Raw genomic sequence first — 26,557 nt, forward strand, 5'->3', positions numbered from 1 at the left:
AAGACCTACGACGGCACGCGCACGGGCACCGGTTCGATCGCGTTGAACGGCGTGGTCGCCGGCGACACCGTCGGCGCCACCGGCACCTACACCTTCAGCGACGCGAACGCCGGCACCGGCAAGACCGTCGCCGTCGGTGGTGTCGCGCTGAACGGTACGGATGCCGGCAACTACACGGTGGTGGTGCCGGGTTCGACGGTCGCGGACATCCTGCGTCGCGCCATCACCGTTACCGCCAACCCGCTGACCAAGCTGCAGGCCACGCCAGATCCGACGCTGAGCTATGGCGTCACGCAGGGCTCGCTGGTGGCGGGCGACACGCTGTCGGGCAGCCTGGTGCGTGCGCCGGGCGAAACGGCGGGCCAGTACGTGATCGGGCAGGGCACGCTCAATGCGTCGGCGAACTATCAGCTCACGTTCGTCGGCTCGACGCTGACCATCGTGCCGCTGGCGCTGGACCCGAGCGACGGCGCGGCGCTCACCGCGACCGTGGGCGAGGTGGTGCGTTATCTCGACGAGACGAACACTTCGTCCGATCGAGACGCTGCTCCGCTCGAGATCGTCGACGACCGTCGCCCGTGCGATCCGACCGACGACCGCGCGAACGCGTGCGGCGCAGGCCGCCCGCACTGAGTCATCGGTTCCAACCGCAGTAAACGACGAGCCCGGCCATGCGCCGGGCTCGTCGCATGCGCGCGGCGGTCAGTCCGCCGGCACCGTGCGCCCCTGCGCCCACTCGCGCAATGCGGCCACGCGCTCGCCCATCACCACCGACAACGGGCGCGTGTTGCGCAGCTCGGCTCGCAGGGTGAAGTCCGACAGCGGCACGCCCGCGGCGTGCGCGGCGTACAGGCCGGACACGATCGCCTGTTCGATCTCCGCACCGGAGAAGCCCTCGCTCGCGTTCGCGAGTGCGGCGATGTCGAAGTCGGCGGCGTCGAGCCCGCGCCGCTTCAGGTGCACGCGGAAGAGCTGGTCGCGCGCTTCCGCATTCGGCAGGTCGACGAAGAAGATCTCGTCGAAGCGACCCTTGCGCAGCAGCTCGGGTGGGAGTGCATCGATCTGGTTCGCGGTGGCGACGAGAAACACGCGCGACTTGCGCTCGGCCATCCACGTCAGGAGGAAGCCGAGCACGCGGCGAGAGACGCCGCCATCGCCGTTGCCTTCGTCGGTCGACACGCCCTTCTCGATCTCGTCGATCCACAGAACGCAGGGTTCGAGCTGTTCGACCGACTCCAGCGCCTGCCGCAGGTTCTTCTCGGTCTCACCGTGGAACTTGTCGTAGAGCGTGCCGAAGTCGAGGCGCAGCAGCGGAACGCCGAAGCCCGCGGCGATCGCCTTGGCCAGCATCGACTTGCCGCAGCCCTGCACGCCGAGCAGCAGCACGCCCTTCGGCGGATCGAGGCCCGGCGGCGGCTCGGCGGCGAGGAAGACATTCTTGCGCTGCTCCACCCAGCGCTTGACGCGCCGTGCGCCCGCGACGTCGTCCATCTGCGCGCCGTCGTACTCGTACGCCAGGTGCCCGCTACGGTTGAGCAGCTCGAACTTGAGCTTGGCGAGTTCCGGCAGGTCGTCGGCGTTGAGCGCGCCGTCGCGGAAGATGAGGTGACGCGCGATGCGGCGCACGTCGACCGGATCGAGCCCGCGCAGGTTGCGCACGATCTGCTGCACGGCCTCGGCGTCGACCGTCACCCGGCGTCCGCCGTTCTCACGCGCGTAGTTCTCGGCTTCCTCGCGCACGATCTTCAGCCGCGCGTTGGCGTCGGGCAACTGGGTGCGGAAGCGCACGGCCAGCGATTCGAGGTCGGCCGGCAGCTCGACGTTCTGGCCGACCAGCACGATCACGTGCGGTTCGCAGTCGCGACGCTGCACGAGGTCGCGCAGCATGCGCTGGCTGCCGGCGTAGCCGAGGTAGGGGTGCATGTCGAACAGCACGTAGACCCCGCGGTTCTCGGCGTCGCGCATCGCCTGGAAGGTGTTCGTGGCGTCCGGCGCGATGTGCGGCGGATCCTCGCGGTCGAAGTCGAGCCGGCGCAGGCCTTCGGTGATCGACCAGCGATACAGCTCGCGCCAGACATGCATCAGCGCCTGGCGGAAGAGTTCGACGACGCGCGCCTCGTCGCGGGTCTCGATCACGATCAGCGGCGTGTTCGCGCGGATCAGGGCGACGAGGTCGTGCAGTTCACTCATTTCAGGTCGTCCATGCCGCCAGTCCCCGCCGGCGGAGCGCGAATGATACGGGCCGCGGCGATGCACCGCCGACGCGACGCGGGGTGTAGCCTCGATGGCGTGCGTTCACTTCGCGGCGACCGCGAAGCGCCAAGCTGATCACCGACCGGGAGCCCCTCGACCATGCGCCATCTGATCCTGCTGCGACACGCCCACGCCGAAGCCCCGCAGGCCGGCCAGACCGATGCCGATCGCCCGCTGTCGGCGGTGGGGCACGCGGAGGCGGAGGCGGTGGGGCGCTGGCTGGTCGAGCACGGCGGCGCGCCGGATGTCGTGCTGCTGTCGGACACGCGCCGCACCCGCGAGACGCTGGAAGACGTGATGCGCGTGACCGGCTACATCGACCAGCGCATCGAGACCGGCATCTACGAGGCCACGCCCGGCCAGCTGATCGAGATCGCCGACCGCTATCGCGACACCCGCAACGTCATGCTGGTCGGCCACAACCCTGGCCTCGAGCAGCTCGTCGCACTGATGGCCAGCGGGCAGTCCGGCGACTACCGCGGCATGCCCCCGGCCGGCGTCGCCGTGCTGTCTATGCCGGCCGACGCCGCGCTCGAGCCCGGCGTCGCCGAGGTGACGCAATTCTGGTGGCCGTGACGCCGCGCATCCTGCTCGCCGCGCTGCTCGTCCTCGCCTCCGGGCTCTGCGACGCGCAGGCGCTCGACACGTCGCGCTCGCGCATCGACTTCGATCTGCATACGCGCATCGGCTCGCAGGTGCGCGGGCAGTTCCCGCTCGCCGAAGGCCGCGTCGACACGCTGGCCGACGGGCGCCGCCAGGTGCGCATGCGCCTGGATGCGCGCGGCCTGCGCGTCGGCAACTCGGAGTACTACACGCGGCTCGCGCGCGGGCCGCAGTTGTTCGACGTCGAACATTTCCCGGAGATCGAATTCACTTCCGACCCGTATCCGGCCGCGCTGGCACACAGCGGTGGCGCGCTCGAAGGCGTGCTGCGCATGCACGGCGTCGAGCATCGCGAGCGCTTCGAACTCGCGCCCGCGGCCTGCGCACGCCCGGGATACGAATGCCCGATCCTCGCGTCGGGCCGCGTGAGCCGCGATGATTACGGCCTCGACGGTTGGCGCTGGGCGCTGGCCGACCGCGTCCGGTTCCGTCTGAATGTCCTGTTCGTCAACTGACCCCTCGATGCTCACGCGCCTGCTGATGGCGGTCCTGCTCGTGGGCCTGCTCGGCGGATGCGCGGGCATGTCGTCGCGCGAGATGCGCCGCGTGGACGCCGTGGTCGAAGCGGGACGTCCGACCGCCGTCGACTGCGACCGCGCCGACGCCTGCGCGCGCCCGTCGCCACTGCACGAACTCGCCGGCCGCGCGTTCGCCGAGTCGATGCCGGAGCAGCCGCGTCATTACACGATGCTGCTCGATCGCGGCAGCGACGCGCTGCTCGCGCGCATCGACCTGATCCGCACCGCGACCACCAGCATCGACCTGCAGACCTACATCTTCGACGAGGACGACTCGGCGCGGTTCGTGCTCGACGAACTGATCAAGGCCGCCAGGCGCGGTGTGCGCGTGCGCATCCTGATGGATCAGTTGTCGGCGCTGAAGCGCGTCGAAACGCTCGCGGCGCTCGCCGGCGCGCATGCGAACCTCGAAGCGCGCGTCTACAACCCGGTGCTCGGCCGCGCGCGCATCAGCTATCCGGGTTATGCGCTCGCCGCCGCGTGCTGCTGGCACGACCTCAACCGGCGCATGCACACCAAGTTGCTGCTGATCGACGGCGCCATCGGCATCACCGGCGGACGCAACTACCAGGACGACTATTACGACTGGAGCAGCGAGTACAACTTCCGCGATCGCGACGTGCTCATCGCCGGCCCGGCGGCGCGCTCGATGGACGACAGCTTCGAGGGCTACTGGAACGATCGTCGTGCGGTGCCGATCCAGCATCTGTCGGATGTCGGCCATCTGCTGGTGCGAAGCGGCATTCCTGCGCTGCCGCAGGGCGGTTACGAACAGCCGGCGCGTCTCGCCGCAGCGAAGGCGCTGGTCGACGATTCGGAGTTCGTGACGTCGCGCCTGATGGGGCATGTGTTGCCGGTGGGCCAGGTGGACTACGTCGCGGATCCGCCGGGCAAGGTCGTGCCAGGCAGTGGCCTGTCGCCGGCCAGCGTCACGCTGCGCGACCTGATCCTCGGCGCGAAGGAACGCGTGATGCTGCAGACGCCGTATCTCGTGCTGTCCGAACCCGCGCGCGAGATGTTCCGTACGCTGCACCAGCGGCCCGACCCGCCGCGCGTGATCGTCTCGACGAACAGCCTCGCGGCGACCGACGCGTTCATCGCGTACGCGCTGTCGTACAAGTACAAGCGCCGCTATCTGCGCGAGTACGGCTTCAACATCTACGAGATGAAGCCGGTCCCCGAGGACGTGCCGATCGACGTCGCGACGACGGGCGCAGTGCCGGCGGATGTCGCGGCGAACAATGAGGTCACCCCGACGATGGAGCGTGCGGTTGCCTCCACACCCGGCGAAGCGACGGGCACGCACAGCGTACAGCCGCTTTCCGGTGCGACGGCGGTGGCGTCGGGCGCGCCCCGCACGCATGCGACGTCGACCGGCATTGCATCGCCGGCGACGCCAACGGCAACGACCACCGCGGGCGCGACCAACACCTCCACGCGCATCGACTGCGACCGCCGCAGCGTGGTCGATTGCAATCTCGCGCGACAGAACGCACGACGCGCGAAGCCGCGACCGCTGGAAACGGAATTCGCCGCGCTCGCCTACGGCAGTCGGCGCAGCAACGCCCCGGTGCCGCTGGAGCGCGCCGGCGTGCGCATGGGCCTGCATGCCAAGTCGGTGGTCATCGACGAGAGCGTCGGCGTGGTCGGCACGCACAACTTCGATCCGCGCGGCGATCACTACAACACCGAGTCGATGGTCGTCGTGCGCGACCCGGCATTCGCGCGCGAGCTCGCCGCGAGCATCGGTCGCGACATCTCGCCTGCGAATTCCTGGGTGATCGCGCCGCGCGACAAGGCGCCGGTGCTGTCGGGCGTCGACTATTCGGTGACGAAGGCGTCGGAACAGTTGCCGATCTTCGATCTGTGGCCGCGTCGCTACGGCACGAGCTACGCGTTCAAGCCGTCGCTGCAGTGCACGCATCCCCTGTATCCCGACGACCCGAAGTTCCGCGACTGCTACGAACCCGTCGGCGATTTCCCTGAAGTCGCGCTCGGCTTCAAAAGCGTGATGACACGGATCTTCACCGCGTTCGGTGCAGGGCTCGCGCCGATTCTCTGATTCCGTCCGACACGGAGGTCGACATGTCGCATCGTCCCGCAGGTCATCCCGCGGTCGCGCCGTATCTGGTTGTGCGCGATGCCGCCGCGCAGATCGCGTTTCTCGTCGATGTCTTCGGCGCCGTCGAACGCCTGCGGCATGCGACGCCCGAAGGTGGCATCCGCCACGCGGAAGTGGCGATCGAGGAATCCGTCGTGATGGTCGGCGAGCGCGCCGACGCGGCGTTCGCGAACTCGCTGCACGTCTATGTGCCCGACGTCGATGCCGTCTATGCACGCGCGATCGCCGCGGGCGCGACGGGCCTGGCCGCCCCGCGCGACCTGCCCTACGGCGACCGGAGTGCCGGGGTCGGCGACCCTCAGGGCACCGTCTGGTGGCTCGGCACGCACCGCGCAACGGCCGCCTGAGCGGCCTCGACCGGTCTAGTCCTTCGGTGGGGTGACTTCTGGCCCATGGCGAATCGTCTAGGTGTTGTACTCTACCAACACACCGATTCACCAACTCACCCAAGGACGCCGCCATGACCGCCACCGAACGCACCCCGAACCCGACCCCGGCCGAAGCCGCTCGCGTTGTTCCGTTTACCGCCACGCCCCGCCAGAACCCGATCGAGCGCGACTACGGCACCGGCTACGGCAAGAGCAGCGGCTACGCCTCGACCCGCCGCTACACGAGCGACTGGGCCGGCCCGCGCTTCCGCGTCGCCTGATCCGCTGACTGCTTCGATCGACTGACCGCCCGATGTTCCGACCGACCGCCCTTCGCGCCGCCACCGCCGCCGGCCTCGCCTGCGCACTGGCCGTGACTCCTGCGAGCGCCGCGAAGGGCCGCCTCGGCTTCGCCGTGGAGGTCGAACCGTCCGGGTTCTTCCTGTCGCCGAGCCTGGAGCGCGTGTCGATCACGACCGTGGCGCCGGGCTCGCCCGCGGCGCTCGGCGGATTGCGTGCCGGTGACGCCGTGCTCGATGTCGATGGCGTCGTCATCAAAGGCTCGCCCGCGAAGTCGCTCGGCGCGAAGCTGCAGGGCCTCGCCCCCGGCCAGCACCTGCGCATGACCGTGCGCCACCCGGACGGCCGCGTCGCAACGCTGGATCTCGTCGCCGGCGGCTGAGCACGTCCGCGCCCCGCGGTATCGTGGCGCGATGACCGATTCTCCCTTCCGCGGGACCACCACGCTCGACGATCTGAACGCGCTGTCCGCCGGGACGGCGATGATTCCGCTCGGCATCCGCTTCACCGAGCTCGGGCCGGATTTCCTGCGCGGCACCATGCCCGTCGACGAACGCACGCGGCAGCCCTATGGCCTGCTGCACGGCGGCGCGTCGGTGCTGCTCGCCGAAACGCTGGGCTCGACCGCCGGCAACCTCTGCGTGCCGGCCGACCGCGTCTGCGTCGGCATCGAGATCAACGCCAACCATGTGCGCGCCGCGCGCGACGGCACCGTCACCGGGACCGCACGGCCGCTGCACGTCGGCGCGAGCACGCATGTCTGGGAAATCCGCATCGAGGACGAGCGCGGCAAGCTGGTCTGCATCTCGCGCCTGACGCTCGCGGTGGTCCCGCGCGACGCGCGTTGAATACGAATGCGGCCCCGGCGCGCGGCGGCGTCCGGTAACCTGTCGCCAATGATCGCGCCCTCGTCCCCCGCAGGCGCCGCCGCGCCGGGCGCCGCCGTCCTGCGCGTGCCGCGCTACCTGATCCGCGTGCCCATGCTGCTCTGGCATGCGATGATCCATCTCCCGATCACGCTGCTGCTGCTCACGCCGATCACCCGCAACTGGCGCTGGGGCGAGGAGCCGTTCCAGCATCGCGTGATCCGCGCCTGGCAGGCCGGCCTGATGCGCGTGTTCGGCTTCCGCCTGCGCCGCGCCGGCACGCCGCTCGAGGGCGCGACGATGTTCGTCGCCAACCATGTCGGCTGGGTCGACATCTCGATGCTGCACAGCCAGCGGATGATGGGCTTCGTCGCCAAGGACGAGATCTCGCGCTGGCCACTGATCGGCTGGCTCGCCGCGCGCGCGCAGACGATCTATCACCGCCGCGGCAGCACCGAATCGCTCGGCGGCGTGCTCGGCGAGATGGTGCGACGCCTGCAGCGCGGCGACTCCGTCGGCGTGTTCCCCGAAGGCGGCACGCGTGGCGGCGGCGAGCTCGGCCCGTTCCACGCGCGCATCTTCACCGCGGCGGTCGACGCGGGCGTGCCGGTGCAGCCGGTCGCGCTGATCTACGGCGAGCACGGCAGCGCGCAGCAGGTGGTGGCGTTCGGCAAGCGCGAGAGCTTCGCAGCGAACTTCATTCGCCTGCTCGGCGAGCCCACCCGCACCGCGACCGTGCATTTCCTCGAACCGATTCCGGCCGGCGCCGAAGAAGGCCGGCGTCGCATCGCCGAGCTGTCGCGCACGCGCATCCTCGACGCGATGCACGGCTGAGCCGCGATGGCGAGCGTCGACTTCGCGCCGCCGCGATGGCTGCGCGGCCCGCACCTCCAGACGATCCTCGGCACCAGCCCGCTGCGTCGGCATCTCGGCGAAAAGCGCCTCGCCGCATGTCATGCGCGCACGACGCCGCACATCATCGACGCCGGTGACGGCGTGCGCCTCTCCGGCCTGCACGACGAACCCGCGTCCGGTGAGTCCAAGGGGCTCGCGCTGCTGCTGCACGGCTGGGAAGGCAGCGTCGATTCCAGCTACATGCGGCTCACCGCCGCCGAACTGCTCGCGCGCGGCTGGTCGACGTTCCGCCTGAACTTCCGCGACCACGGCGACAGCCATCACCTCAACGAACAGATCTTCCACTCCAATCGCATCGACGAAGTGGTGCGCGCGGCGGTGCAGGTCTCGAAGCGCTTCCCGGCGTCGCGCATGGTCGCCGCGGGTTATTCCCTCGGCGGCAATTTCACCTTGCGGCTGGCGTTGCGCGCGTCGGCGGCGGGCCTTCGGCTGGAGCGTGTCGCGTCGGTCTGCCCGGTGCTCGATCCGGCCAAGACGATGCGCGTGATGGACCACGGCATCGGCCTCTACCGCCGCTATTTCGAGCGCAAGTGGCGCGCCTCGCTGGTGCGCAAGCGCGAGCTGTTCCCGCATCTCCTGCATCTCGACGACCGCACGCTCGCGCAGCGGCTCGGACCGTTGACACAGTGGCTGGTCGAGCGCCACACCGACTTCGGCACGATCGAGAACTACTTCGACGGTTACACGCTCGCCGGCCATCGCCTCGCATCGCTCGACGTACCGGCCGAGATCCTCACTGCCGCGGACGATCCGGTCATTCCGGTCGACGACTTCGAAGCGCTCAGGCTCGCGCCCGCGACGCGGCTGACCATCACGCCCTACGGCGGCCACTGCGGCTTCGTGCGCAACGCCCGCCTCGACGGCTTCGCCGAGCACTGGGTCGCCGACGTGCTGGACCGTCCGGCCGGCGCGTAGCCCCCGCTACAATCCCGGGTCGCCTTCGCATGTTTCCGGGAATTTCCATGTACGACACCGTCCTCGACGCGCTCCGCCGCGGCGCCGCCGACGAAGCCCTCGCCGCCGCGCAGTCGCTCGCCGAGCAGCAGCCGGACGATCTGCGCACGTTGCGCCTCCTGGCGTCGGCGCAGCGCCTGTCGGGCGATACCGACGCGGCGATGGCCACGCTCGACGGCGCGCTGGCACGCTATCCGGAGGATGCCGACCTGCACCTCGAGCGCGCCGGCCTCTTGCTCCAGTCGCGCGATCTCAGCGGTGCGGAAACCGCGCTCGCGCAGAGCATCGGGCTCGACCCCAATCAGTTCCCTGCGTACATCATCCAGGCGCAGCTCGCGATGGGCCGCGGTGAACTCGACGAGGCCGATCGCCTCGTGCGCACGGCCGCGCGCATTGCGCCCGACCACCCGCAGTTGAAGGCGGTCGAAGGCCTGCTCGCGCTGCGTCGCGGCCGCCCGGACGAAGCCCTCGCGCTGGTCGCCACCGCGAGCGCGCAGGCGCCCGACGAACCGCTGCTGCGCTATGCGCTCGGCGCCGCCTATCTCGCAAAGGAGCACCTTGCCTTCGCCGAGCAGGCCTTCCGTGGCGTGCTCGAAACGTCGCCCGACAACCTCGCGCTCCGGTCGCTCGTCGCGAACATCGTGCGACGCCAGGGCCGGCCCGCCGAAGCTGCCGACGAACTCGCCCCGTTGCTGGACGACGGCACTGCCAGTCCGGCCATGCACCGCCTCGTCGGGGAACTCGAACTCGCCGCCGATCGCACCGACGCCGCGGTGCCGCGCCTGAAGCGCGCGCTTGCGTTGATGCCGGGCGACCGCCGCACGCTCGCCGCGCTGATCGAAGCCTGGCAGCGTCGCGACGACCAGGCCGATGCTCGCGGCACGCTCGACGCCGCGCTGGCCACACATCCGCAGCTGCAGGACCTGTGGCTCGCGCGTCTGGGCGTCGAAACGTTCGCGGGCGACGAAGCGCGTGCGGTCATCGATCGCTGGCTGGTCGCGATGCCGGACTATCCGCCGGCATTGATGGCGCGCGTTACCGTGCTCGATGCGCTCGGCGACACCGAAGGCGCCGAGGCCGCTGCGCATCGCGTGGTCGAAGTGCAGCCGGGCCACACGCTGGCGGAAATGCGCCTGCTCGACGGCATGATGAAGCGCGATCCCGCGGCGGCCGTCACGCGCCTGCACTGGCTGCTCGAGCGCGTGCAGGATCCGGATGTCGCGCGCGCACTGCGCCAGTTGCTAGGCTTCGCGCACGATCGCGCGGACCAGCCGGCGGAAGCGGTGGCGACGTGGCTGTCGCTGCATGCCGAAGCCGCCTCGATCCGCATCACGCCGCCGCCGGCGACCGGCTACACCGGCCCGTGGCCGGAGCGCGCCCCGCGTCCGGACGACGCCCCGATCACCGTCTTCATGTGGGGCGCGCCGGGTTCGATGATCGAGCGCCTGACGCGCACGATCGAGGTCAGCGGCGGCCCGATCCTGCAGGACCGCATCGGCCCGAATCCGCCGGCCGACCCGCTCCAGCGCATGGACACCCCGCGCGCGCTGGTCGACGGCACGCTCGATGGCGCCTACCTCGCCGCGCAGTGGCGCGCCGCGCTACCGGGCCGAGGCGCGCGTCCGCGCGTCGTGTTCGACTGGCTGCCGTTCTGGGACAACGCCTACGCGCTGGCCCTGCGCCCGCACATCCCGGAAGCGGGTCTGCTCATCGCGCTGCGCGATCCGCGCGACATGCTCGTCGACTGGCTGGCATTCGGCAGTCCGGCGCCGCTGCGGGTCGAGTCCGCGGTCGAGGCCGCGCGCTGGCTCGCCGGACAGTTGGAGCAGGTCGCCGAGATCGAGGCGAACGACGTCGTGCCGTACCGCACGATCCGCCTGGACGACATCCATCACGACAACCGTGCGATCGCGCAGGCGATGGCCGATGCGCTCGACCTTCGCGTGCCGATCGCGCCCGAGCAGGCCTACGGACCGACGCGCCTGCCGCGCGATCACTGGCGTCGCTTCGCCGGCGTCCTCGACGAGGCCTTCGCCATCCTCGCCCCGGTCGCCGCGCGACTCGGTTACACCGCCTGATCGTTTCCACCGTCCCCACCGGAGATCGCCATGCGCCTGACCAGTGACAGCTTCGAGCATCGCCAGCGCCTGCCCGACGAGTTCGCCGCTGGCGTGCGCACGGGCGACGGTGTCGGCTTCGGTGCGAACCGCAATCCGCACCTGCGCTGGGACTACGTGCCCGCGGGCACGAAGTCGTTCGCGCTGCTGGTGGTCGATCCAGACGTGCCGACGGCGCCCGAGATGGTGGGCAAGCCGGGCGTCGAGATCCCCGTCGACCAGCCGCGCTGCGACTTCACGCACTGGGCCGTCGTCGACATCCCGGCCGATGTCCGTGAGATCGCTGCGGGCAGCGCCAGCGACGGTGTCGTGCCGCAAGGCAAGCGCGACCCGTCGGGCCCGGCCGGCGCACGCCAGGGTCTCAACGATTACACCGGCTGGTTCGCCGGCGACGCGTCGATGAAGGGTGACTGGCGCGGCTACGACGGCCCGTTCCCGCCGCCGAACGACCTCCGCCTGCACCGCTACTTCTTCCGCGTGTTCGCGCTCGACGTCGCGAAGCTCGAGGTGCCCGAGCGGTTCACCTCGTCCGACGTGCTGCGCGCGATGCACGGCCACGTGCTCGCCGAAGCGACGCTGCAGGGCACGTATTCGCTGCATCCGGACGTCAAGGGCTGAACGTATCCGCCGTTAGACTGGTCATGGCGGCCCAGCCCGGGTTCATCGGCGGGCGGTCACGATGGGCCGACGGTGCAGGTGCAGGAGGTCGAGCGGTGCGGCAGTTCGGACGGGTGACGCGGCGAAGCCTTGCGGTTGGACTCGCGCTGTTGCTGCTCGCCGCCTGCGACGCGGCACCGCCGCCGGCCGCGCGCGCGCCGGTCACGCTCGGCGACAACGCCGTCGCGCCGATGCCCGTCAACGACGAGCCGCAGCCGCAACCGTCCAACGACCTCAGCGGCACGCACTGGCCTGACGCGCGCGTCGAGCGCGGGCTCGCCGAAGTGAGCTGCGAACGCGACGATGCCGACGACGCACCGCGGTCCCTCGATTCGCTCGAGTTCTATCCGCTGTACGACGCGATGGCGTCGTGCGCGTCCACCGGCCTCGTGCGGCTGCATTACAGCGGTCGCATCGACGAAGGCTTTACCGAACTGATGCGCCGCGTGTCGACGATGGCGCAGCGCATGGACCTGCCCGAGCGCCTGCTCGACATCGACTCCGCCGGCGGCCACGTCGAGGAGGCGATCCGCGCGGGGGACGCACTCGCCGATGCGAAGTGGACGGTTCGGGTGAAGAACGACGCGAACTGTCTGTCGGCCTGCGTGCTCGTGCTCGCCGCCGCGGATGACCGCATCGTGCATGGCAACGTCGGCGTGCATCGCCTGATGCGCGATCGCTCGAACGCCACGTCGCGCAGCGAACTCAACGACGAGCTGCGCAACGTCAACTCGATGGTGCGCGACTACTTCGAACGCCACGGCGTCGCGCTCGCGGTCGCCGACCTGATGATGACGGTGCCGAACCGTCGTCTGCGCCTGCTGACGCCGGAAGAGCTCGACGAGTACGGGCTGGTCGGGCGCAACGCGGCGCAGGACGATCTCGATCGCATCGTGATCCGTCGCAAGTGCGGCGAGGATTTCATGCGTCGTCGCGATGCGTTCCAGCGCCAGTTCGAGGCGCGCTGCGGCGTCGACGAGAAGCCGTGGGAGGACGTGACGCGCTGCGGCCTCGAACTGCGCGACGCCTACGGCTTCCCCGACGGCAAGTGCATCGACGAAACGCCCCTGGCGGATGCCGAGCGCCGCCTCGACCTCGAAACGGCACGTCAGGCGCAGCTTGCGCAGCAGACGGCCGCCGATGACAGCAGCGACGACACGCCGAGCGTGGCGTCGACCGGCACCGACGGCGCGCACGGCGCACGCAGCGGAGCGGCGCGCGACGCACGCTGATCGTTGCGCTGCAACGAAAAAGGCCACGATCTCTCGTGGCCTTTTTGTTTTCGCGTGGCGCGATCAGGTGCCCGTCGGCACCAGCGCCAGCAACGCGATGCCCAGCACGATGCGATAGACCGCGAATGCCGTGAAGCGGTGCGTCTGGATGTAGCGCAGCAGCCACTTCACCGCGACGAACGCAGTGATCGTGGACACCACGAACGCGATCGCGAGCGCGGACCAGTCTTCACCGGCGACGCCGCCGTCCTTGATCACGTGCAGCAGCTCGTAGCCCGTTGCAGCGAACATCGTCGGAATGCCGACGAGGAACGCGAATTCGGTCGCCGCCGCGCGTGACGTCGTGCCGGCGAGCAGTGCAACGAAGATCGTCGCGGCGGAACGGGACGTGCCGGGAAACACGCCGGCCACGACCTGCGCGAGACCCACCAGCAACGCGACCGTCAAGCTGATCGTCGTGCGTTCGCCGATCTGGCGCGCACGCCGCGCCGCGAACACTTCGGCCACCACCATCCACACCGCGCCGATGATCAGCGCCCAGGCGACGGGCGTGACCTCGTCCGGCAGCTCGAAGCCCATCTTCTTGACGATGACGCCGAGCACCGCGGTGACGACGAACGCCGCGCCGAGCTTGATCGCGTAGTCGCGCGCCGGCTGGCCGTGCACGTCCGCATTGCTGCGACCGAGGAACGACATCGCCAGCTGCCACAGCCGTTCGCGGTAGATGGCGACGACCGCGAGGATCGCGCCAGCCTGGATCGCGATGTTGAAGAGGTCGGAGCGATGCCCGAGCCAGCGCTCGGCGATCAGCAGGTGGCCGGTGCTGGAGATCGGCAGGAATTCGGTGACGCCTTCGATCACGCCGAGCAGGAGGGCTTGCAGGAAGTCGGGCATCGCACGCGGCCGGGCAGAGAGGAGCGGGGATGGTACGGGCCGCGGTCGCGGACGTCAGCGACCCGGCCGCCACATGAACCGTACGGCCCGGGCCGCGCCCGGCCGCTCCAGCGGGTCGGGGCCGCGCCGATATCGTCGGAAGAATGGGAACCGTCGACACCATGAACGAGGCCGACGGCACGCAGGTAGCGGCTCGCCGCTGGCGGCGCCTGTTCGATCTTGCGATCAGCCGGGAGCGGCGGCGTCGGCTGCGCCTGGTGCAGTGGCTCATCGCGAGCGTCGTGTACGGCGGTATCGCGCTGCTGCTGGTCGCGGGCGTCAGCCAGGGCTGGATGCAGGTGTCGGCGCTGCGGGCTTGGGTGGGATTCGTCGCCACCGTGCAGACAATCAGCTATGTCGCGCTGCGCACCGGCTGGTCGGAGCGCCTGCGCGATCCGTCGCTGAGCATCTGGCAGCTCGCGATGGGCGTGATCGCGCTGAACTGGGGCTACGTGATCTGCGGCCCGATGCGCACGTCGGCCCTTTTTCCGCTGATGGTGATCTTCGCGTTCGGCGCATTCGCGCTGCGCTGGCGACAGATCGCATTCCTGACCGCACTGGCGGTGGCGAGCCTGATCGCGGCGGTCGCGCTGCGCATCACGCATCCGGGCTGGCTGACGGCGGAAACGTCGGTCGATCCGCTGCGCGTGGACATCAACAACGTGCTGATGATCCTCGTCGTGCTGCCGGCGCTCGCGGTGATCGCGGCGCGGCTGTTGAGCCTGCGACAGAAGTTGCGGGACCAGCGCGCCGCGCTCGCCGCTGCACTCGAACAGGTCGAGCGCCTAGCGGTCAGCGACGAGCTCACCGGTTTACCCAACCGCCGCTCGATGCAGGCGCTGCTCGAGCGCAGCATCGCGTTGTCGAATCGCGGCGTGACGCCGTTCTGCGTCGCGATCCTCGACATCGATCACTTCAAGTCGGTCAACGACGACCTGGGCCACGCCGCCGGCGACGACGTCTTGCGCAACGTCGCGTGCCTCGGCCGCGAGCAGCTGCGTGACACCGACGTCCTGGGCCGCTGGGGCGGCGAGGAATTTCTGCTGGTCATGCCCGGCGCGCCGGACGCCGCGAGTGCCGCGCTCGAACGCATTCGCGAGGCGGTGGCGCGCGGCGCGCATCCGACGCGGCGCGTGACGCTGTCCGCCGGCATCGCCACGCATCGCCCGGGCGGGGATGCGGACGCGCTGCTCGCCCGCGCCGACCGCGCGCTCTACCGGGCAAAGCACGGCGGCCGCGACCAGGTGGCGCTCGACAGCGACTGACCGCTCGTGCACCAGGACAGTGCACGAGCTGTCCATCGTGCACCGCCATGAAGCGGCGTTGGCAGTCGGGACCTCTTGCGTCCCTTTCTAATCAATGGCTTATCGCCCGCGACGGGTTGGCATCGTCCTTGCTGTGAAGACGGCGTCAGCGCACTCCCGCGCCGCGACCCCCTGCCATCCCTCGGAGCCGCCATGTCCCTCGAGAACGTCGAAAAGCTCATCCGCGACCACAAGGTCGAATTCGTCGACCTGCGTTTCACCGACATGCGCGGTGTGCAGCACCACGTGACGTTCCCCGCCAACATCATCGAGGCCTCGCTGTTCGAGGACGGCAAGATGTTCGACGGCTCCTCGATCGTCGGCTGGCGCGGCATCCAGCAGTCCGACATGGTGCTGCTGCCCGATCCGTCCACAGCCTTCCTCGATCCGTTCACCGCGGATCCGACGCTGGTGCTGATCTGCGACATCCTCGATCCGACCACGATGCAGGGCTATTCGCGCGATCCGCGCGGAATTGCAAAACGCGCCGAGGCGTTCCTGAAGTCGAGCGGCGTCGCCGACACCGCGTTTTTCGGTCCGGAGCCCGAGTTCTTCATCTTCGACTCGGTCCGCTTCGCCAACGAGATGGGCCACACCTTCTTCCACGTCGACTCGGAAGAGGCGCACTGGAACTCCGGCACCGAATACGCCGGCGGCAACACCGGTTACCGCCCGATGGTGAAGGGCGGCTACTTCCCGGTCGGCCCGCTCGACTCGCTGCACGACCTGCGTGCGGAGATGTGCAAGACGCTCGCCGCGGTCGGCCAGGAAGTCGAAGTGCACCACCACGAGGTCGCGAACGCCGGCCAGTGCGAGATCGGCGTCAAGTTCAACACGCTGGTGAAGAAAGCCGACGAACTCACGACGATGAAGTACGTCGTCAAGAACGTCGCGCACCGCAACGGCAAGACGGCGACGTTCATGCCGAAGCCGCTGGTGGGCGACAACGGCTCGGGCATGCACGTGCACCAGTCGCTCGCGAAGGGCGGCACCAACCTGTTCAACGGTGACGGCTACGGCGGCCTGTCGCAGACCGCGCTGTGGTACATCGGCGGCATCTTCAAGCACGCGCGCGCGATCAACGCGTTCGCGAACTCGACGACCAACTCGTACAAGCGCCTCGTGCCGGGCTACGAAGCGCCGGTGATGCTCGCGTACTCGGCGTCGAACCGTTCGGCGTCGTGCCGGATCCCGTACGTCGCGAATCCGAAGGCACGCCGCATCGAGATCCGCTTCCCTGATCCGATGAACTCCGGCTACCTGACGTTTGCCGCGCTGATGATGGCGGGCCTCGACGGCATCAAGAACCAGATCGATCCGGGCGCGCCGAGCGACAAGGATCTCTACGACCTGCCGCCGGAAGAAGAGAAGAACATCCCGACCGTCTGCCACTCGCTCGACCAGGCGCTGGAAGCACTCGACAAGGATCGCGACTTCCTCAAGGCCGGCGGCGTGTTCACCGACGACTTCATCGACGCGTACATCGCGCTCAAGATGAAGGAAGTCACCGCGTTCCGCGCGGCGACGCATCCGCTCGAATACCAGATGTACTACACGATCTGACGATCACGCGGCCCGAGGCGATGAGCTTCGGGCCGCTTCGCTTTCAGGCCGTGCATTCGATGAATGCGTCGTGTTCGGCACTCGACTGGAAACACCGCTCGCCCTAGCGACATCGAAAACACCGCCACGATCGCCTGCCAACCGATGGACGTCCGGACCGGCCAACTTGACCACCCCGCCGTCATCGCGCTGCTCGGCGCGCATCTCGCGGCGCTCGCGAAGCTATCGCCCGCCGAGTCGATGCACGCGCTCGACATCGACCGTCTCAAGTCGCCCGACGTCACGTTCTGGACCGCATGGGACGACGACTCCGTCGCAGGCTGCGCCGCACTCAAACACCTCGACACCCATCACGGCGAGCTCAAGTCGATGCGCACGGCCGCGACGCATCTGCGACGCGGTGTCGCATCGAAACTTCTCGACGTCGTCATCGATGAAGCGCGTCGACGCGGCTACACACGCCTCAGTCTCGAAACCGGTACTGCAGCGGAGTTCACGCCGGCGCACACGCTGTACCGCCGCGCCGGGTTCGTCGCCTGCACGCCGTTCGCCGACTACGTCGACGATCCGAACAGCACGTTCATGAGGCTGAACCTCGCCCCCGCCTGAGCTGGAGTCCGCATGCGCATCGCCCGCGTCGCCGCATCGTTCGTCGTGTCGTTGCCAGCTACCGGATTCGCGACGCCGCTTGCGGTCGACAAAGGCGACACCGCCTGGATGCTCGTGTCGACGCTGCTCGTCGTGCTGATGGTCGCGCCGGGCCTCGCGCTGTTCTATGGCGGTCTCGTGCGTGCGAAGAACGTCCTGTCGGTGCTCGTGCAGGTGCTGATCGTCGCGGCGATGGCGCTGGTGCTGTGGGTGGCGTACGGCTATTCGCTCGCGTTCGATGGCGGCGGTGCGTGGATCGGCGGATTCGCCAAGGCGTTCCTGCGCGGTGTCACGCCTGCATCCACGACGCCCACGTTCACTACTGGCGTCGCGATTCCGGAATTCGTCTACATCGCGTTCCAGGGCGCGTTCGCGGCGATCAGCTGCGCACTGGTCGTCGGCGCCATTGCGGAGCGTGCGCGATTGAGTGCCGTCCTGTTGTTCACCGCGCTGTGGTTCACATTCGCCTACGTGCCGCTCGCGCACATGGTGTGGGCGTCGAACGGGTGGCTGTTCACGCATGGCGCGCTCGACTTCGCGGGCGGCACCGTCGTGCACATCAATGCGGGCATCGCGGGGCTGGTCGCTGCCCGCAGGCTCGGGCCGCGCATCGGATTCGGGCGTGAGCGCCTGTCACCGCATTCTCTTCCGTTGACGCTCGCGGGCGCGACGTTGCTGTGGGTAGGCTGGTTCGGTTTCAACGCAGGCTCGGCACTCGAAGCGAACGGCGTCGCCGCACTCGCGTTCGTCAACACGCTGATCGCCGCGGCCGCAGGCGTGCTCGCATGGAGCGCAATCGAAGCGGCGCGACGCGGTTATGCATCAATGCTCGGTGCGGCATCGGGTCTGGTCTCGGGCCTCGTCGCGGTGACGCCCGCCTGCGGCACCGTCGGCGTCGGCGGTGCGCTGGTGACCGGCGCCTGCGGTGGGCTCGCGGGGTTCTGGGGCGTCGGTGCGCTCAAGCATCGACTGCGTGTCGACGACACGCTGGACGTGTTCGGCATCCACGGCATCTGCGGCATCGTCGGTGCGTTGCTCACCGGGGTGTTCAGTCTGCCCGCGCTAGGCGGCACGTTGGGTGCGGACGTCGGGCTCGTCCGCCAGCTCGCCGTGCAACTCGCGGGCGTCGCGGTGACGCTCGTGCTCTCTGGCGGCGTCGCGGCGGTGTCGCTGATGATCGTTGCGCGCATGGTCGGACTGCGTGTCGAGGTCGATACGGAGCGCGAAGGGCTCGACATCACGTCGCACGGCGAGTCCGCCTACGCACCCTGACGCGCTACGGCCGCTTGAGGGATCGCGTGCATGCACACTACGATCCGGCAACGTCGCGCATGCGCCGAGGGAAACGTCATGGACGACCGCGCCACCGCATTGCCTTACGCGCGCGATCCGCGCGAACGCTGGCTGCACGATCTGCGCAACGCGGTGAACGCCGTCGGCGTCACCGTTGCGCTCGGCCGGCGCATGCTGGATCGCGGTGACGGCGAATCAGCGGCGGACGTGCTCGCGCACACCGAAGATGCCTGGGCGCATTGCCGGGAACTGCTCGCGGTCGCGCCCGAGGTCATCGGGTTGCGACGCCAGCCGCACGACGATCCGGTTCAGTGACGCAGCTGCGAGATCGCGACGCCGAGCGCGTCCGGATCGACCGGCTTCGAGCAGACACGGAACATGCGATAGCGCTCGGGCAGCGCGTCGCGTTCGTAGCCTGATGCGAACACGAACGGCACGTCGCGCGAGGCCAGCGCATCCGCGACGGGATACACCGCTTCATCGCCGAGGTTGACGTCGAGCACCGCGGCGTCGATGTCGGGATCGTTCTCGATGAGATCCAGCGCGGCGTGCACGCTGCCGACCGGCCCGATGATGCGCGCGCCGAGAGCCTCCAGCGCCTCGGAGAGATACAGCGCGAGCAGGTACTCGTCCTCGACTACCAGAAGGCGCAGACCGTGTACCGCCGTTGACATCGCTCGCGCGTCCTCGTGATGGCTGCGCTCCACGATGGCGCGCACAGCGAGTCTGCGGGTCGGCATGTTGGCGGCATGCAAAGACGGCATCGCGCTGCGGCGCCGCTGGCGGTTTTAGCGGAACAAAGAATCGGCGATCGTGTCGAGGTCGACCGGTTTCTCGCAGCTCGGAGTGTCGACGTACGCGGTCGGCATAGCCCATGTGTCGTAACCGGTCGCGAACACGAAGCGCACGTCCCGCGCACTGAGCGCGTCGGCCACCGGCACCACGGTTTCGCCGCCGAGGTTCACGTCGAGGATGGCAATGTCGATGTCGCCGTGCAGCGCGAGCAGTTCCAGCGCAGTCGCGACCGACGGCACAGGCCCGATGACGTCCGCGCCCGCGGCCTCGAGCTCGCGGCGCAGGTCGTCGGCGACGAGGTATTCGTCCTCGGCCACCAATACGCGCAGGCCACGGAAGGGATCGGTTCGCACGTTACCCATTGAGGCTCCGGGACATAGCGGGCGGGCGCAGCGGTACCCGGATCGTACAGCGCACCCCATCTTCGTCCAGCGCGTAACGCGTCTCCGCGTTCAATTGATACGGCAATGCACGCTCGATGAGTTCGCGGCCGTAGCCCCAACGCGCTTCGTCGCTGCGCGCGTGTTCCGGTACCGACACGCCGGATTCGTGCCAGTCAACACACAGTTGTTCGCCGCGCGCGTCGTCCTCGACACGCCAGTGCACGTGCAGGCAGCCCTGCGGCGTCGACAGGGCGCCGTACTTCACCGCGTTGGTCGCCAGCTCGTGCAGGCCGAGCGCGAACGTCTGCACCGACTCGGACTGCAGGCCGACGCCGGCCGGTCCGTCGAGCACGAGCTGCCTGCTGCGATCGACCACGCCCACTCCGCCGAGCTCGGCTTGCAGCAGCTGGTCGAAGGTCACGCGGCGCCCCGCATCGCGCTGGGACAACAGGCCCTGCACGCGGCCGAGCGCGGCCATGCGGTCGCGGAAACGGTTGCGGAATTCATCCATCGTCTCGCTGCCGGCGGCGGTGCGGTCGGCGATCGAACGCACCACGCCGATGAGGTTGCGTGTGCGGTGCTGCAACTCGGCGACCAGCACTTCCTGCTGCGCCTGCAGTTGCTTGAGTTCCTGCACGTCGGTGCACGTACCCAGCCATTCGACGATGCGGCCGGACGGATCGCGTTCGGGCAGCGAGCGCGTGTGGTGCCAGAGCCACACGCCGTCTTGGCGACGGAGGCGGAACTCGACATCGAGCACGCCGCGCGACGGCGCGACCGCCCAGGCCTGCAGCGCGGCGTCGCGATCCTCGGGATGCACGGCGTCGAGCCAGCCATGCTCGAGGCTGTCGCGCTCGTTCTGGCCGGTGAACGCCGCCCACTGCCGGCTCGCCCACGTCCACCGGCCGAGTTCCACGGCGCGCCACACCAGCTGCGGAATGCCCTGCAGCACGCGCCGAAGCTGCGCTTGGCTGTGCACCACCGCAGCCTCCGCAGCCTTGCGTTCGGTGAGGTCGATGGTGACTGCGAGCAGGTTGCCCGGCTGCCCGGCCGCCGCACGCAACGGCGTCAGCGACGTTTCCGTCCACAGCGCGCTGCCGTCCGGGCGCAGGCAGCGCTTTTCGATGCGCGCCGTGTGGCCGGTGTCGCGTGCATGCACCACGACATCAAGGGTGCGCGCGAGATCGTCGGGGTGGGTGACGTCGGCGACGCCGAGCGTCGTAAGCTCATACTGCGAGCGCGCGACGATGCGGCACAGCTCGTCGTTCACGTGAACGAAGCGGCCGGAATCTTCCAGCTCGGCGAGTCCGACGGCGGCGTTTGCGAACATCGCCGCAAGCCTTCGCTCGCTGTGCTGCAGCGCCGCTTCCGCCGTCGCGCGTTTGATCGCGCTCCAGGTGCGATCACCGACTTCGCGAATCAGCGCGACTTCGTCTTCGGTCCAGTCGTACCGCCGTGAACGATGCGCGCCGAACGCGGCGACCAGGCGGCCATCGTCGACCAGACCGACGCCGGCCATCGAGACGAGGTTGAGTTCCTCATACCGCTGCCGCGTTTCAGGATCGATGCGCGGATCGGCCGCGATGTCCGCCACCACCAGGGAATCGCCGCGCATGAAGATGCCGGCAGCGACGTCGGCGAATGGCGTCTTCCAGCGCCGTCCCCTCAACGGTTCCACGCCGTTGACGTATTCGTACTCCACGACCGCCGCGTCGACATCGATAAGACTGAAGAGCACGCGCTCCGCGCCGAGATAAGCGCCAAGCCGCCGTACCGCTTCCGCCCCGATGGCGGAGGGTTCGCTGCACTGGCGCAGCGCATCGCCGAGCTCAAGCAGGAACGCCTGCCACGCCTGGCCTGCGCCTACCCGCTCCTCCATCCGGCGTCGCTCAGTCGTGTCGCGTGAGGTGCCCACCACGAGTTCGACGCGGCCGTCCGCGTCGAACACCGGGCCCCACGAGTAATGGAACCAACCGGCCACACCGATCGGACTGGTGTAGAAGACCTCGTCCTCGACCGTTTCGCCGGTGTCGAGTACGCGCGCAATGTCGGCATCGAGGTGACTGGCGAGATCGGCGGGATAGCCCAGATCGGCGAAGGTCTTGCCCCGCATGTCGTCGCCGGTCATGCCGAACAGCGCCTGCATCGCGTGATTCGTGTAGGCGAATCGATGCTCGCGGTCGAACGCGTATGCATAGTCGGGAAGCGAAGCGAGCATGCCTTCGATGAAACGTGACTGGCGCGCGAGTTCGACATGCGCGGCCTCGCGTTCCGCTTCAGCGCGCGCGCGCTCCACCGCGGCCCAGACGCGCTCGGCGGTGTCGCGCAGCAGGTCGATGTCGTCGTCGGACCAATCGCGCGGCGTCGATTGGTGCACCAGCAGGTCGCCGACCAGGCGGCCGCTGCGGATCAGCGGGACGGCGGCGAAGGCGGCGAAATCGAGTTCGTCGTAGCGCGTGCGTTCAAGGTCCGTGAGATGCGTTTCCGCGGCGAGGTCGCGCACCACGACCGCGTGGCCCGCGCGTAGCCGCGCCGGCAGCACTGCGCCGAAATCGCCAAGTCGCAACACGCCGTCGAGCGGGCGCGTGCCTTCCGATGCGTACGCATGGCGGATGACCTTGTGCTCGCCGTCCGCCTGCATTTCGCCGTAGGCGACGCCTGCAACGCCGAGGTACTCACCGAGCGTGCGCGCCGCGACGGTGCGCACGTCGGCGGGATCGTCGAGCAGCCGCAGCGCGTCGCTGAGCCGGAGCAGGAAACCCTGCGGCGAGTCCGCGCGGCGCCGTGGCGGCTCGTCGTCGAGGCGTGCCTCGGGCGTCGTCGAACTCATGTGACTGCGGGTGGCCCAGGTAGTCACAGGCGGCTCGTGAGACCGAAGGTGAAGCCCGAGCCTAACCGGTTCACCCGTTGACGACGTGTATTTCGCGAGGACCCCTGGACGGTCGAGCCCGGCTGGAGGTCAACCGGCGGTGGCCAGCTCCACCAGCCGGTAAGGCATGCCGTCCTGCGTGCGCTTGGCCACGTACATGGCCTCGTCGGCTTCGCGCATCAGCAGCGCGGGATCGATCGCGCCGGTCTGCACGGCGATGCCGATGCTGCCGGACATGGCGAGTCGCAATGCGCCGATCTCGAAGGCGGGCTGGATCGCGACCGCGATCGCCTCGGCGACGCGCGCGGCGGCGCGGCCGGCGCCGCGATCGTCCTGCAGCAGCACCACGAATTCGTCGCCGGACAGGCGCGCGACCACGTCCTCAGCACGCGCGCAGCGGCGCAGGCGTGCAGCGAACTCGCGTAGTACGGCGTCGCCGGTCTCATGGCCGTGCGTGTCGTTGACGCGTTTGAAGCCGTCGAGGTCGAGGAACATCACCGCGGTGCCGAGCGTGCCCTCCGACGCGCGCAGCGCCGCCGCGTCGAGCGCGCGTCGCCACGCGGCGCGATTGGGCAGGCCCGTGAGTTCGTCGCTGAGCGCGCGCTGCTCGAGCACCTGCTCGAGGCGCTTGTGCGCGGTGATGTCGTGCGACGCCACGAAGAAACCGCGTGCGCCGTCCATCGACGACGCGACGTCCGGGATATAGGTCACCACCGCATGATGCGTTTTCCCCGATGCATCGACGCGCGCGCGCTCGAAGCTCACCTGCTCGCCGGCGAGCACGCGCTGCAGATACGGTTCGGCAATGCGGTAGTCGTCATCGCAGAGGACCTCGCGCATGTGCAGGCCTGCGGTTTCGACGTCGCGACGGCCGAACCAGTCGCAGTAGGCATCGTTGGCGAAGCGGTAGCGCAGGTCCGGCCCGAGGTAGGCGATCATCGCCGGCACGTTGTCGGTGATCGTGCGCAAGCGTGCTTCGCTCTCGCGCAGCTGGCGCTCGGCAGCCGTGCGTTCGGAGATGTCGTGCAGGAAGGCGGTGAACAGCCGGCGCTTGCCGAGCCGCACCAGCGAGATAGTCAGTTCGACCGGAAACTCGTGGCCGTTGCGATGCCGCGCCGGCAGCTGCAAGCGCTGGTCGAGCACGTTCGATTTTGCCCCGGCGACGAAACGCGCCATGCCGGAGTCGTGCGCGTGGCGCATGTTCGGCGGCACGATCAGCTCGCCGAGCGAACGCCCGATGACCTCGCTGCGACGCCAGCCGAACACCGCTTCCGCCGCGCGATTCCATTCCGCGATGCGGCCGTCTTCCTCGCAGGCGATGAACGCGTCGTGCGAGTTCTCGAGGATGGTGCGGATGCGCAGCTCGCTTTCGCGCAGCGCGTGTTCGGCATCGCGGCGCTGTTCGACCTCGACCGCCAGCGTGCGATTCGCGCTTTCGAGCTCGCCCGTGCGTTCGACCACGCGGGCTTCGAGGTCGTCGTGCGTGCTGCGGATCGCGGCTTCGGCTTCGACGGTCGAGGCGATGTCTTCGATCACCGAGATGAAGTGCAGCGGTGCCCCCGACGCGTCGCGACGCAGCGACACCGTGAGGTGCGCCCACATGACGCGACCGTCGCGGTGCAGGTAGCGCTTGCGCATCTCGTAGCGCTCGATGCGGCCGTCGAGCACCTGCTGAAGCAGGGTCAGGTCGGCATCGAGATCGTCGGGATGCGTGATGTCCTGGAACGTCAGGCCGAGCAGTTCGTCGGTGGAATGCCCGAGGAACTCGCAGAGCGTGCGGTTGACGCGCAGCCAGCGCCCGTCGAGGCCGACATGCGCGATGCCGACCGGCGCCTGCTCGAACGTCGCGCGGAACAGCGCTTCGCGTTCGGCGGCCTCGGCTTCCGCCTGGACGCGCGCGGTGACATCCTGCGCGAAGGCGAGCATCGACACCAGATGGCCGGCGTCGTCGAACACGGCCGACATGAACCACTCGCAATGCACGACGCGCCCGTCGCGCGTGTAGTTGCGGTGGTGGATGACCTGGCTCGGCGCCTCGCCGGTCACCAGCGACAGCATCGCGGTGGCGACGGTGTCGGCGTCGTCCTCGTGGATGAAATGCCACTGGTCCGGACGGTCGCCGATGACTTCTTCTTCCGACCAGCCGAACAGCGCTTCCGCACGCGGCGACCAGCGGCGCACGCGCAGCTTGGCGTCGAACTCGACGACCGCGAGCGGCGTGTTGTTGACGTGCACGCCGAGGCGTTGCTCGGCTTCGTCGAGGCGTTGGCGCCGGCGCTGCATCTCCGCTTCGAAGATGATCATCGCCTGCTGCTGTTCGGTGACGTCGCGCGCGATCGCGTAGATGCGGCCGTCGTCGCCGGTGCGCGAATGCCATTCGAGCCAGCGATGGCCGCCGGACTTCACGCGGTAGCGGTTGCGGAAGCGCGGCGTCGAATCGCTGGCGAACGTGCGGGCGGCTTCGGCCATCGTGCGTTCGCGATCGTCGGGATGCACGAACTCGATGAAGGGCTGCGCGCGCATCTCCTCGCTGGTCCAGCCCAGCGCGACTTCCCATGCGCGGTTCACGCGCACGATCACGCCGGCGGTGGTCGCGATGGCGAGCGGATCCGGGCAGAGGTCGAAGAACGCATCGCGCTCGGCGCGCGCGCGGCGCTGCTCGGTGACGTCGTACAGCGTGGCGGCGAGGTAGCTGGGCGAGCCCTGCGCATCGGGAATGACGGAGGCGCCCAGCCGCAGCCAGCTGTGGCTGCCGTCCAGCCGGGGCACGCGCAATTCCAGATCGAATGCGCGCGTGGTGCCGTCGATGGCGGCCTCGATCTGGCGGATCAGCGCGACGGCGTCCTCCAGTTCGCAGGCGCCGGCGGCGGAGCGGCCTTCGAGGCGGATCCGCGGCCGGCCGAGCAGGGCGCAGGCGGCGTCGTTGAGCACCAGCCAGCGGCCGTCGAGGCCGATCAGGGCAAGCCCGCCCGCCGCGTCATGGAACGCGCCTTCATAGGACCAGTGGGGTGCGAGGACGGCGGACATAACGGTTCCGAAACGGCAGGCGCCTGAACCGATTCATGCAACGGCCGTGCCGCCGGCGAAGGACGTTCGAGACGGCCGTCACCACACGATCTTGATGCGCTGCGCGCAACGAAGAGCCCGCTGGCGAGGCTATTCGCTACATGAACGCCGCGAATTATGTGAACGCCGCGTCGACACGGCCGCCTCTATTCTCGCGCGACCCTGCCCATGGGGATGGGCGTTTTCTCGAGAATCACGTGACCGAAGCCACCGCGCGGCGCACCCGTTCCGCCGCCAAGTCCGCGGCCCGTCCACCCGTCTTTGATGATCCGCTGCAGGCCCTGCTTGCCGCGATGACCGCCGTGGGCGAAGGCAACTTCGACGTCCAGCTGCCGGGCCATTGGGACGGAATCGAAGGCCGCCTTGCCGCGGCCTTCAACGAAATCGTCGTGCACAACCGTGCGCTGGCCGATGAACTCGGTCGCGTGCGCCAGGCCGTGGGTCGCGAAGGCCAGACGCGCCAGCGCATCGCGCCGGCCGCGCGCCGCGGCCAGTGGGCGCAGATGGAGCGCTCGGTCAACGAGCTGGTCGACGACCTGGTGCGTCCGGTCGACACGATCACCGAGGCGATCGCCGGCGTGTCGAAGGGCGACCTCACGCGTTTCGTGCCGCTCGACGCCGAAGGCCGTCCGCTGCAGGGCGAGTTCCTGCGCTCGGCGACGATCGTCAATCGAATGATCGAGCAGATGGGCGAGTTCTCGTCCGAGGTGACTCGCGTCGCGCTCGAAGTCGGTACCG

25 protein-coding genes are annotated in these 26,557 nt (G+C 69.2%); 19 read left to right on the forward strand and 6 right to left on the reverse strand.

The genetic code is table 11. The annotated features are described in order from the left end of the window. Positions 1–633: MBG domain-containing protein (locus EVS83_RS15725; protein ID WP_208108757.1), on the forward strand; the 633-nt coding region annotated here is incomplete at its 5' end. Positions 634–702: 69 nt separating this feature from the next. Here EVS83_RS15725 and EVS83_RS14310 read toward each other — a convergent pair. Beyond that, positions 703–2,190, reverse strand: a complete 1,488-nt coding sequence (locus EVS83_RS14310; RefSeq protein ID WP_133501700.1) for an AAA family ATPase — start codon at positions 2,188–2,190, stop codon at positions 703–705. 162 nt (positions 2,191–2,352) lie between these two features. On the opposite strand from EVS83_RS14310, the gene EVS83_RS14315 reads away from it, so the two are divergent. The 12 genes from EVS83_RS14315 to EVS83_RS14370 all read left to right on the forward strand — a co-directional run bounded on the left by EVS83_RS14315 (position 2,353) and on the right by EVS83_RS14370 (position 12,965). Next, positions 2,353–2,829, forward strand: coding sequence for a SixA phosphatase family protein (locus EVS83_RS14315; protein ID WP_133501701.1), 477 nt, complete (start codon positions 2,353–2,355; stop codon positions 2,827–2,829). Continuing rightward, complete coding sequence (locus EVS83_RS14320) at positions 2,820–3,371, forward strand: YceI family protein (protein ID WP_208108758.1); 552 nt, start codon at positions 2,820–2,822, stop codon at positions 3,369–3,371. Before EVS83_RS14315 ends, EVS83_RS14320 begins: the two co-directional genes overlap by 10 nt. Before the next feature lie 7 nt (positions 3,372–3,378). Continuing rightward, positions 3,379–5,496 carry a phospholipase D family protein gene (locus EVS83_RS14325; RefSeq protein ID WP_246022979.1) on the forward strand — a complete coding sequence of 706 codons (2,118 nt, stop codon included), beginning with the start codon at positions 3,379–3,381 and terminating at the stop codon, positions 5,494–5,496. Between the two features lie 23 nt (positions 5,497–5,519). Beyond that, complete coding sequence (locus tag EVS83_RS14330; RefSeq protein ID WP_133501704.1) at positions 5,520–5,903, forward strand: VOC family protein; 384 nt, start codon at positions 5,520–5,522, stop codon at positions 5,901–5,903. A gap of 113 nt (positions 5,904–6,016) precedes the next feature. Beyond that, positions 6,017–6,205: a hypothetical protein gene (locus EVS83_RS14335; RefSeq protein ID WP_133501705.1), complete on the forward strand. Its 189-nt coding sequence runs from the start codon at positions 6,017–6,019 to the stop codon at positions 6,203–6,205. A 32-nt stretch (positions 6,206–6,237) separates the two neighbouring features. Continuing rightward, positions 6,238–6,606 (forward strand): PDZ domain-containing protein, encoded by a 369-nt coding sequence (locus EVS83_RS14340; protein WP_133501706.1) that lies wholly within the window; start codon positions 6,238–6,240, stop codon positions 6,604–6,606. A gap of 31 nt (positions 6,607–6,637) precedes the next feature. Next, positions 6,638–7,072, forward strand: coding sequence for a hotdog fold thioesterase (locus EVS83_RS14345; protein ID WP_133501707.1), 435 nt, complete (start codon positions 6,638–6,640; stop codon positions 7,070–7,072). A gap of 48 nt (positions 7,073–7,120) precedes the next feature. Continuing rightward, a complete protein-coding gene (locus tag EVS83_RS14350; RefSeq protein ID WP_133501708.1) occupies positions 7,121–7,924 on the forward strand; it encodes a lysophospholipid acyltransferase family protein in 804 nt (267 codons plus the stop codon). A gap of 6 nt (positions 7,925–7,930) precedes the next feature. Then, complete coding sequence (locus EVS83_RS14355; protein WP_133501709.1) at positions 7,931–8,920, forward strand: YheT family hydrolase; 990 nt, start codon at positions 7,931–7,933, stop codon at positions 8,918–8,920. A gap of 47 nt (positions 8,921–8,967) precedes the next feature. Then, a complete protein-coding gene (locus EVS83_RS14360) occupies positions 8,968–11,037 on the forward strand; it encodes a tetratricopeptide repeat protein (RefSeq protein ID WP_166636919.1) in 2,070 nt (689 codons plus the stop codon). 30 nt (positions 11,038–11,067) lie between these two features. Next, positions 11,068–11,694: a YbhB/YbcL family Raf kinase inhibitor-like protein gene (locus tag EVS83_RS14365; protein WP_133501711.1), complete on the forward strand. Its 627-nt coding sequence runs from the start codon at positions 11,068–11,070 to the stop codon at positions 11,692–11,694. Between the two features lie 95 nt (positions 11,695–11,789). Continuing rightward, positions 11,790–12,965: a COG3904 family protein gene (locus tag EVS83_RS14370; RefSeq protein ID WP_133501712.1), complete on the forward strand. Its 1,176-nt coding sequence runs from the start codon at positions 11,790–11,792 to the stop codon at positions 12,963–12,965. Positions 12,966–13,028: 63 nt separating this feature from the next. Here the strand turns inward: EVS83_RS14370 and EVS83_RS14375 are convergent, their stop codons facing one another. Beyond that, positions 13,029–13,859: an undecaprenyl-diphosphate phosphatase gene (locus EVS83_RS14375; RefSeq protein ID WP_133501713.1), complete on the reverse strand. Its 831-nt coding sequence runs from the start codon at positions 13,857–13,859 to the stop codon at positions 13,029–13,031. Positions 13,860–14,020: 161 nt separating this feature from the next. Between EVS83_RS14375 and EVS83_RS14380 the strand changes: the two genes are divergently transcribed. From EVS83_RS14380 to EVS83_RS14400, 5 genes are all read left to right on the forward strand, one after another. Next, positions 14,021–15,163, forward strand: a complete 1,143-nt coding sequence (locus tag EVS83_RS14380; protein ID WP_166636920.1) for a GGDEF domain-containing protein — start codon at positions 14,021–14,023, stop codon at positions 15,161–15,163. A gap of 192 nt (positions 15,164–15,355) precedes the next feature. Further along, positions 15,356–16,765: a type I glutamate--ammonia ligase gene (gene glnA, locus EVS83_RS14385; RefSeq protein WP_133501715.1), complete on the forward strand. Its 1,410-nt coding sequence runs from the start codon at positions 15,356–15,358 to the stop codon at positions 16,763–16,765. Between the two features lie 144 nt (positions 16,766–16,909). Beyond that, positions 16,910–17,374, forward strand: a complete 465-nt coding sequence (locus tag EVS83_RS14390) for a GNAT family N-acetyltransferase (RefSeq protein WP_133501716.1) — start codon at positions 16,910–16,912, stop codon at positions 17,372–17,374. Between the two features lie 12 nt (positions 17,375–17,386). Next, positions 17,387–18,685 (forward strand): ammonium transporter, encoded by a 1,299-nt coding sequence (locus EVS83_RS14395; RefSeq protein WP_133501717.1) that lies wholly within the window; start codon positions 17,387–17,389, stop codon positions 18,683–18,685. Positions 18,686–18,763: 78 nt separating this feature from the next. Continuing rightward, entirely contained in the window at positions 18,764–19,021 is a 258-nt protein-coding gene (locus EVS83_RS14400) for a hypothetical protein (RefSeq protein ID WP_133501718.1), read from the forward strand. Here the strand turns inward: EVS83_RS14400 and EVS83_RS14405 are convergent. From EVS83_RS14405 to EVS83_RS14420, 4 genes are all read right to left on the reverse strand, one after another. Beyond that, positions 19,015–19,446, reverse strand: a complete 432-nt coding sequence (locus EVS83_RS14405; protein ID WP_208108760.1) for a response regulator — start codon at positions 19,444–19,446, stop codon at positions 19,015–19,017. The two genes, EVS83_RS14400 and EVS83_RS14405, sit on opposite strands and share 7 nt — an antisense overlap. A 48-nt stretch (positions 19,447–19,494) precedes the next feature. Then, entirely contained in the window at positions 19,495–19,863 is a 369-nt protein-coding gene (locus EVS83_RS14410; RefSeq protein ID WP_133501719.1) for a response regulator, read from the reverse strand. Beyond that, positions 19,856–22,714, reverse strand: coding sequence for a PAS domain S-box protein (locus EVS83_RS14415; RefSeq protein WP_133501720.1), 2,859 nt, complete (start codon positions 22,712–22,714; stop codon positions 19,856–19,858). Before EVS83_RS14415 ends, EVS83_RS14410 begins: the two co-directional genes overlap by 8 nt. Before the next feature lie 129 nt (positions 22,715–22,843). After that, positions 22,844–25,780, reverse strand: a complete 2,937-nt coding sequence (locus EVS83_RS14420) for a bifunctional diguanylate cyclase/phosphodiesterase (RefSeq protein WP_133501721.1) — start codon at positions 25,778–25,780, stop codon at positions 22,844–22,846. Between the two features lie 236 nt (positions 25,781–26,016). On the opposite strand from EVS83_RS14420, the gene EVS83_RS14425 reads away from it, so the two are divergent. After that, the coding region (locus tag EVS83_RS14425; RefSeq protein WP_133501722.1) for a HAMP domain-containing protein at positions 26,017–26,557 on the forward strand (541 nt) is incomplete at its 3' end.

It is taken from the genome of Cognatilysobacter terrigena, from assembly GCF_004361065.1.
GTDB lineage: Bacteria > Pseudomonadota > Gammaproteobacteria > Xanthomonadales > Xanthomonadaceae > Cognatilysobacter > Cognatilysobacter terrigena.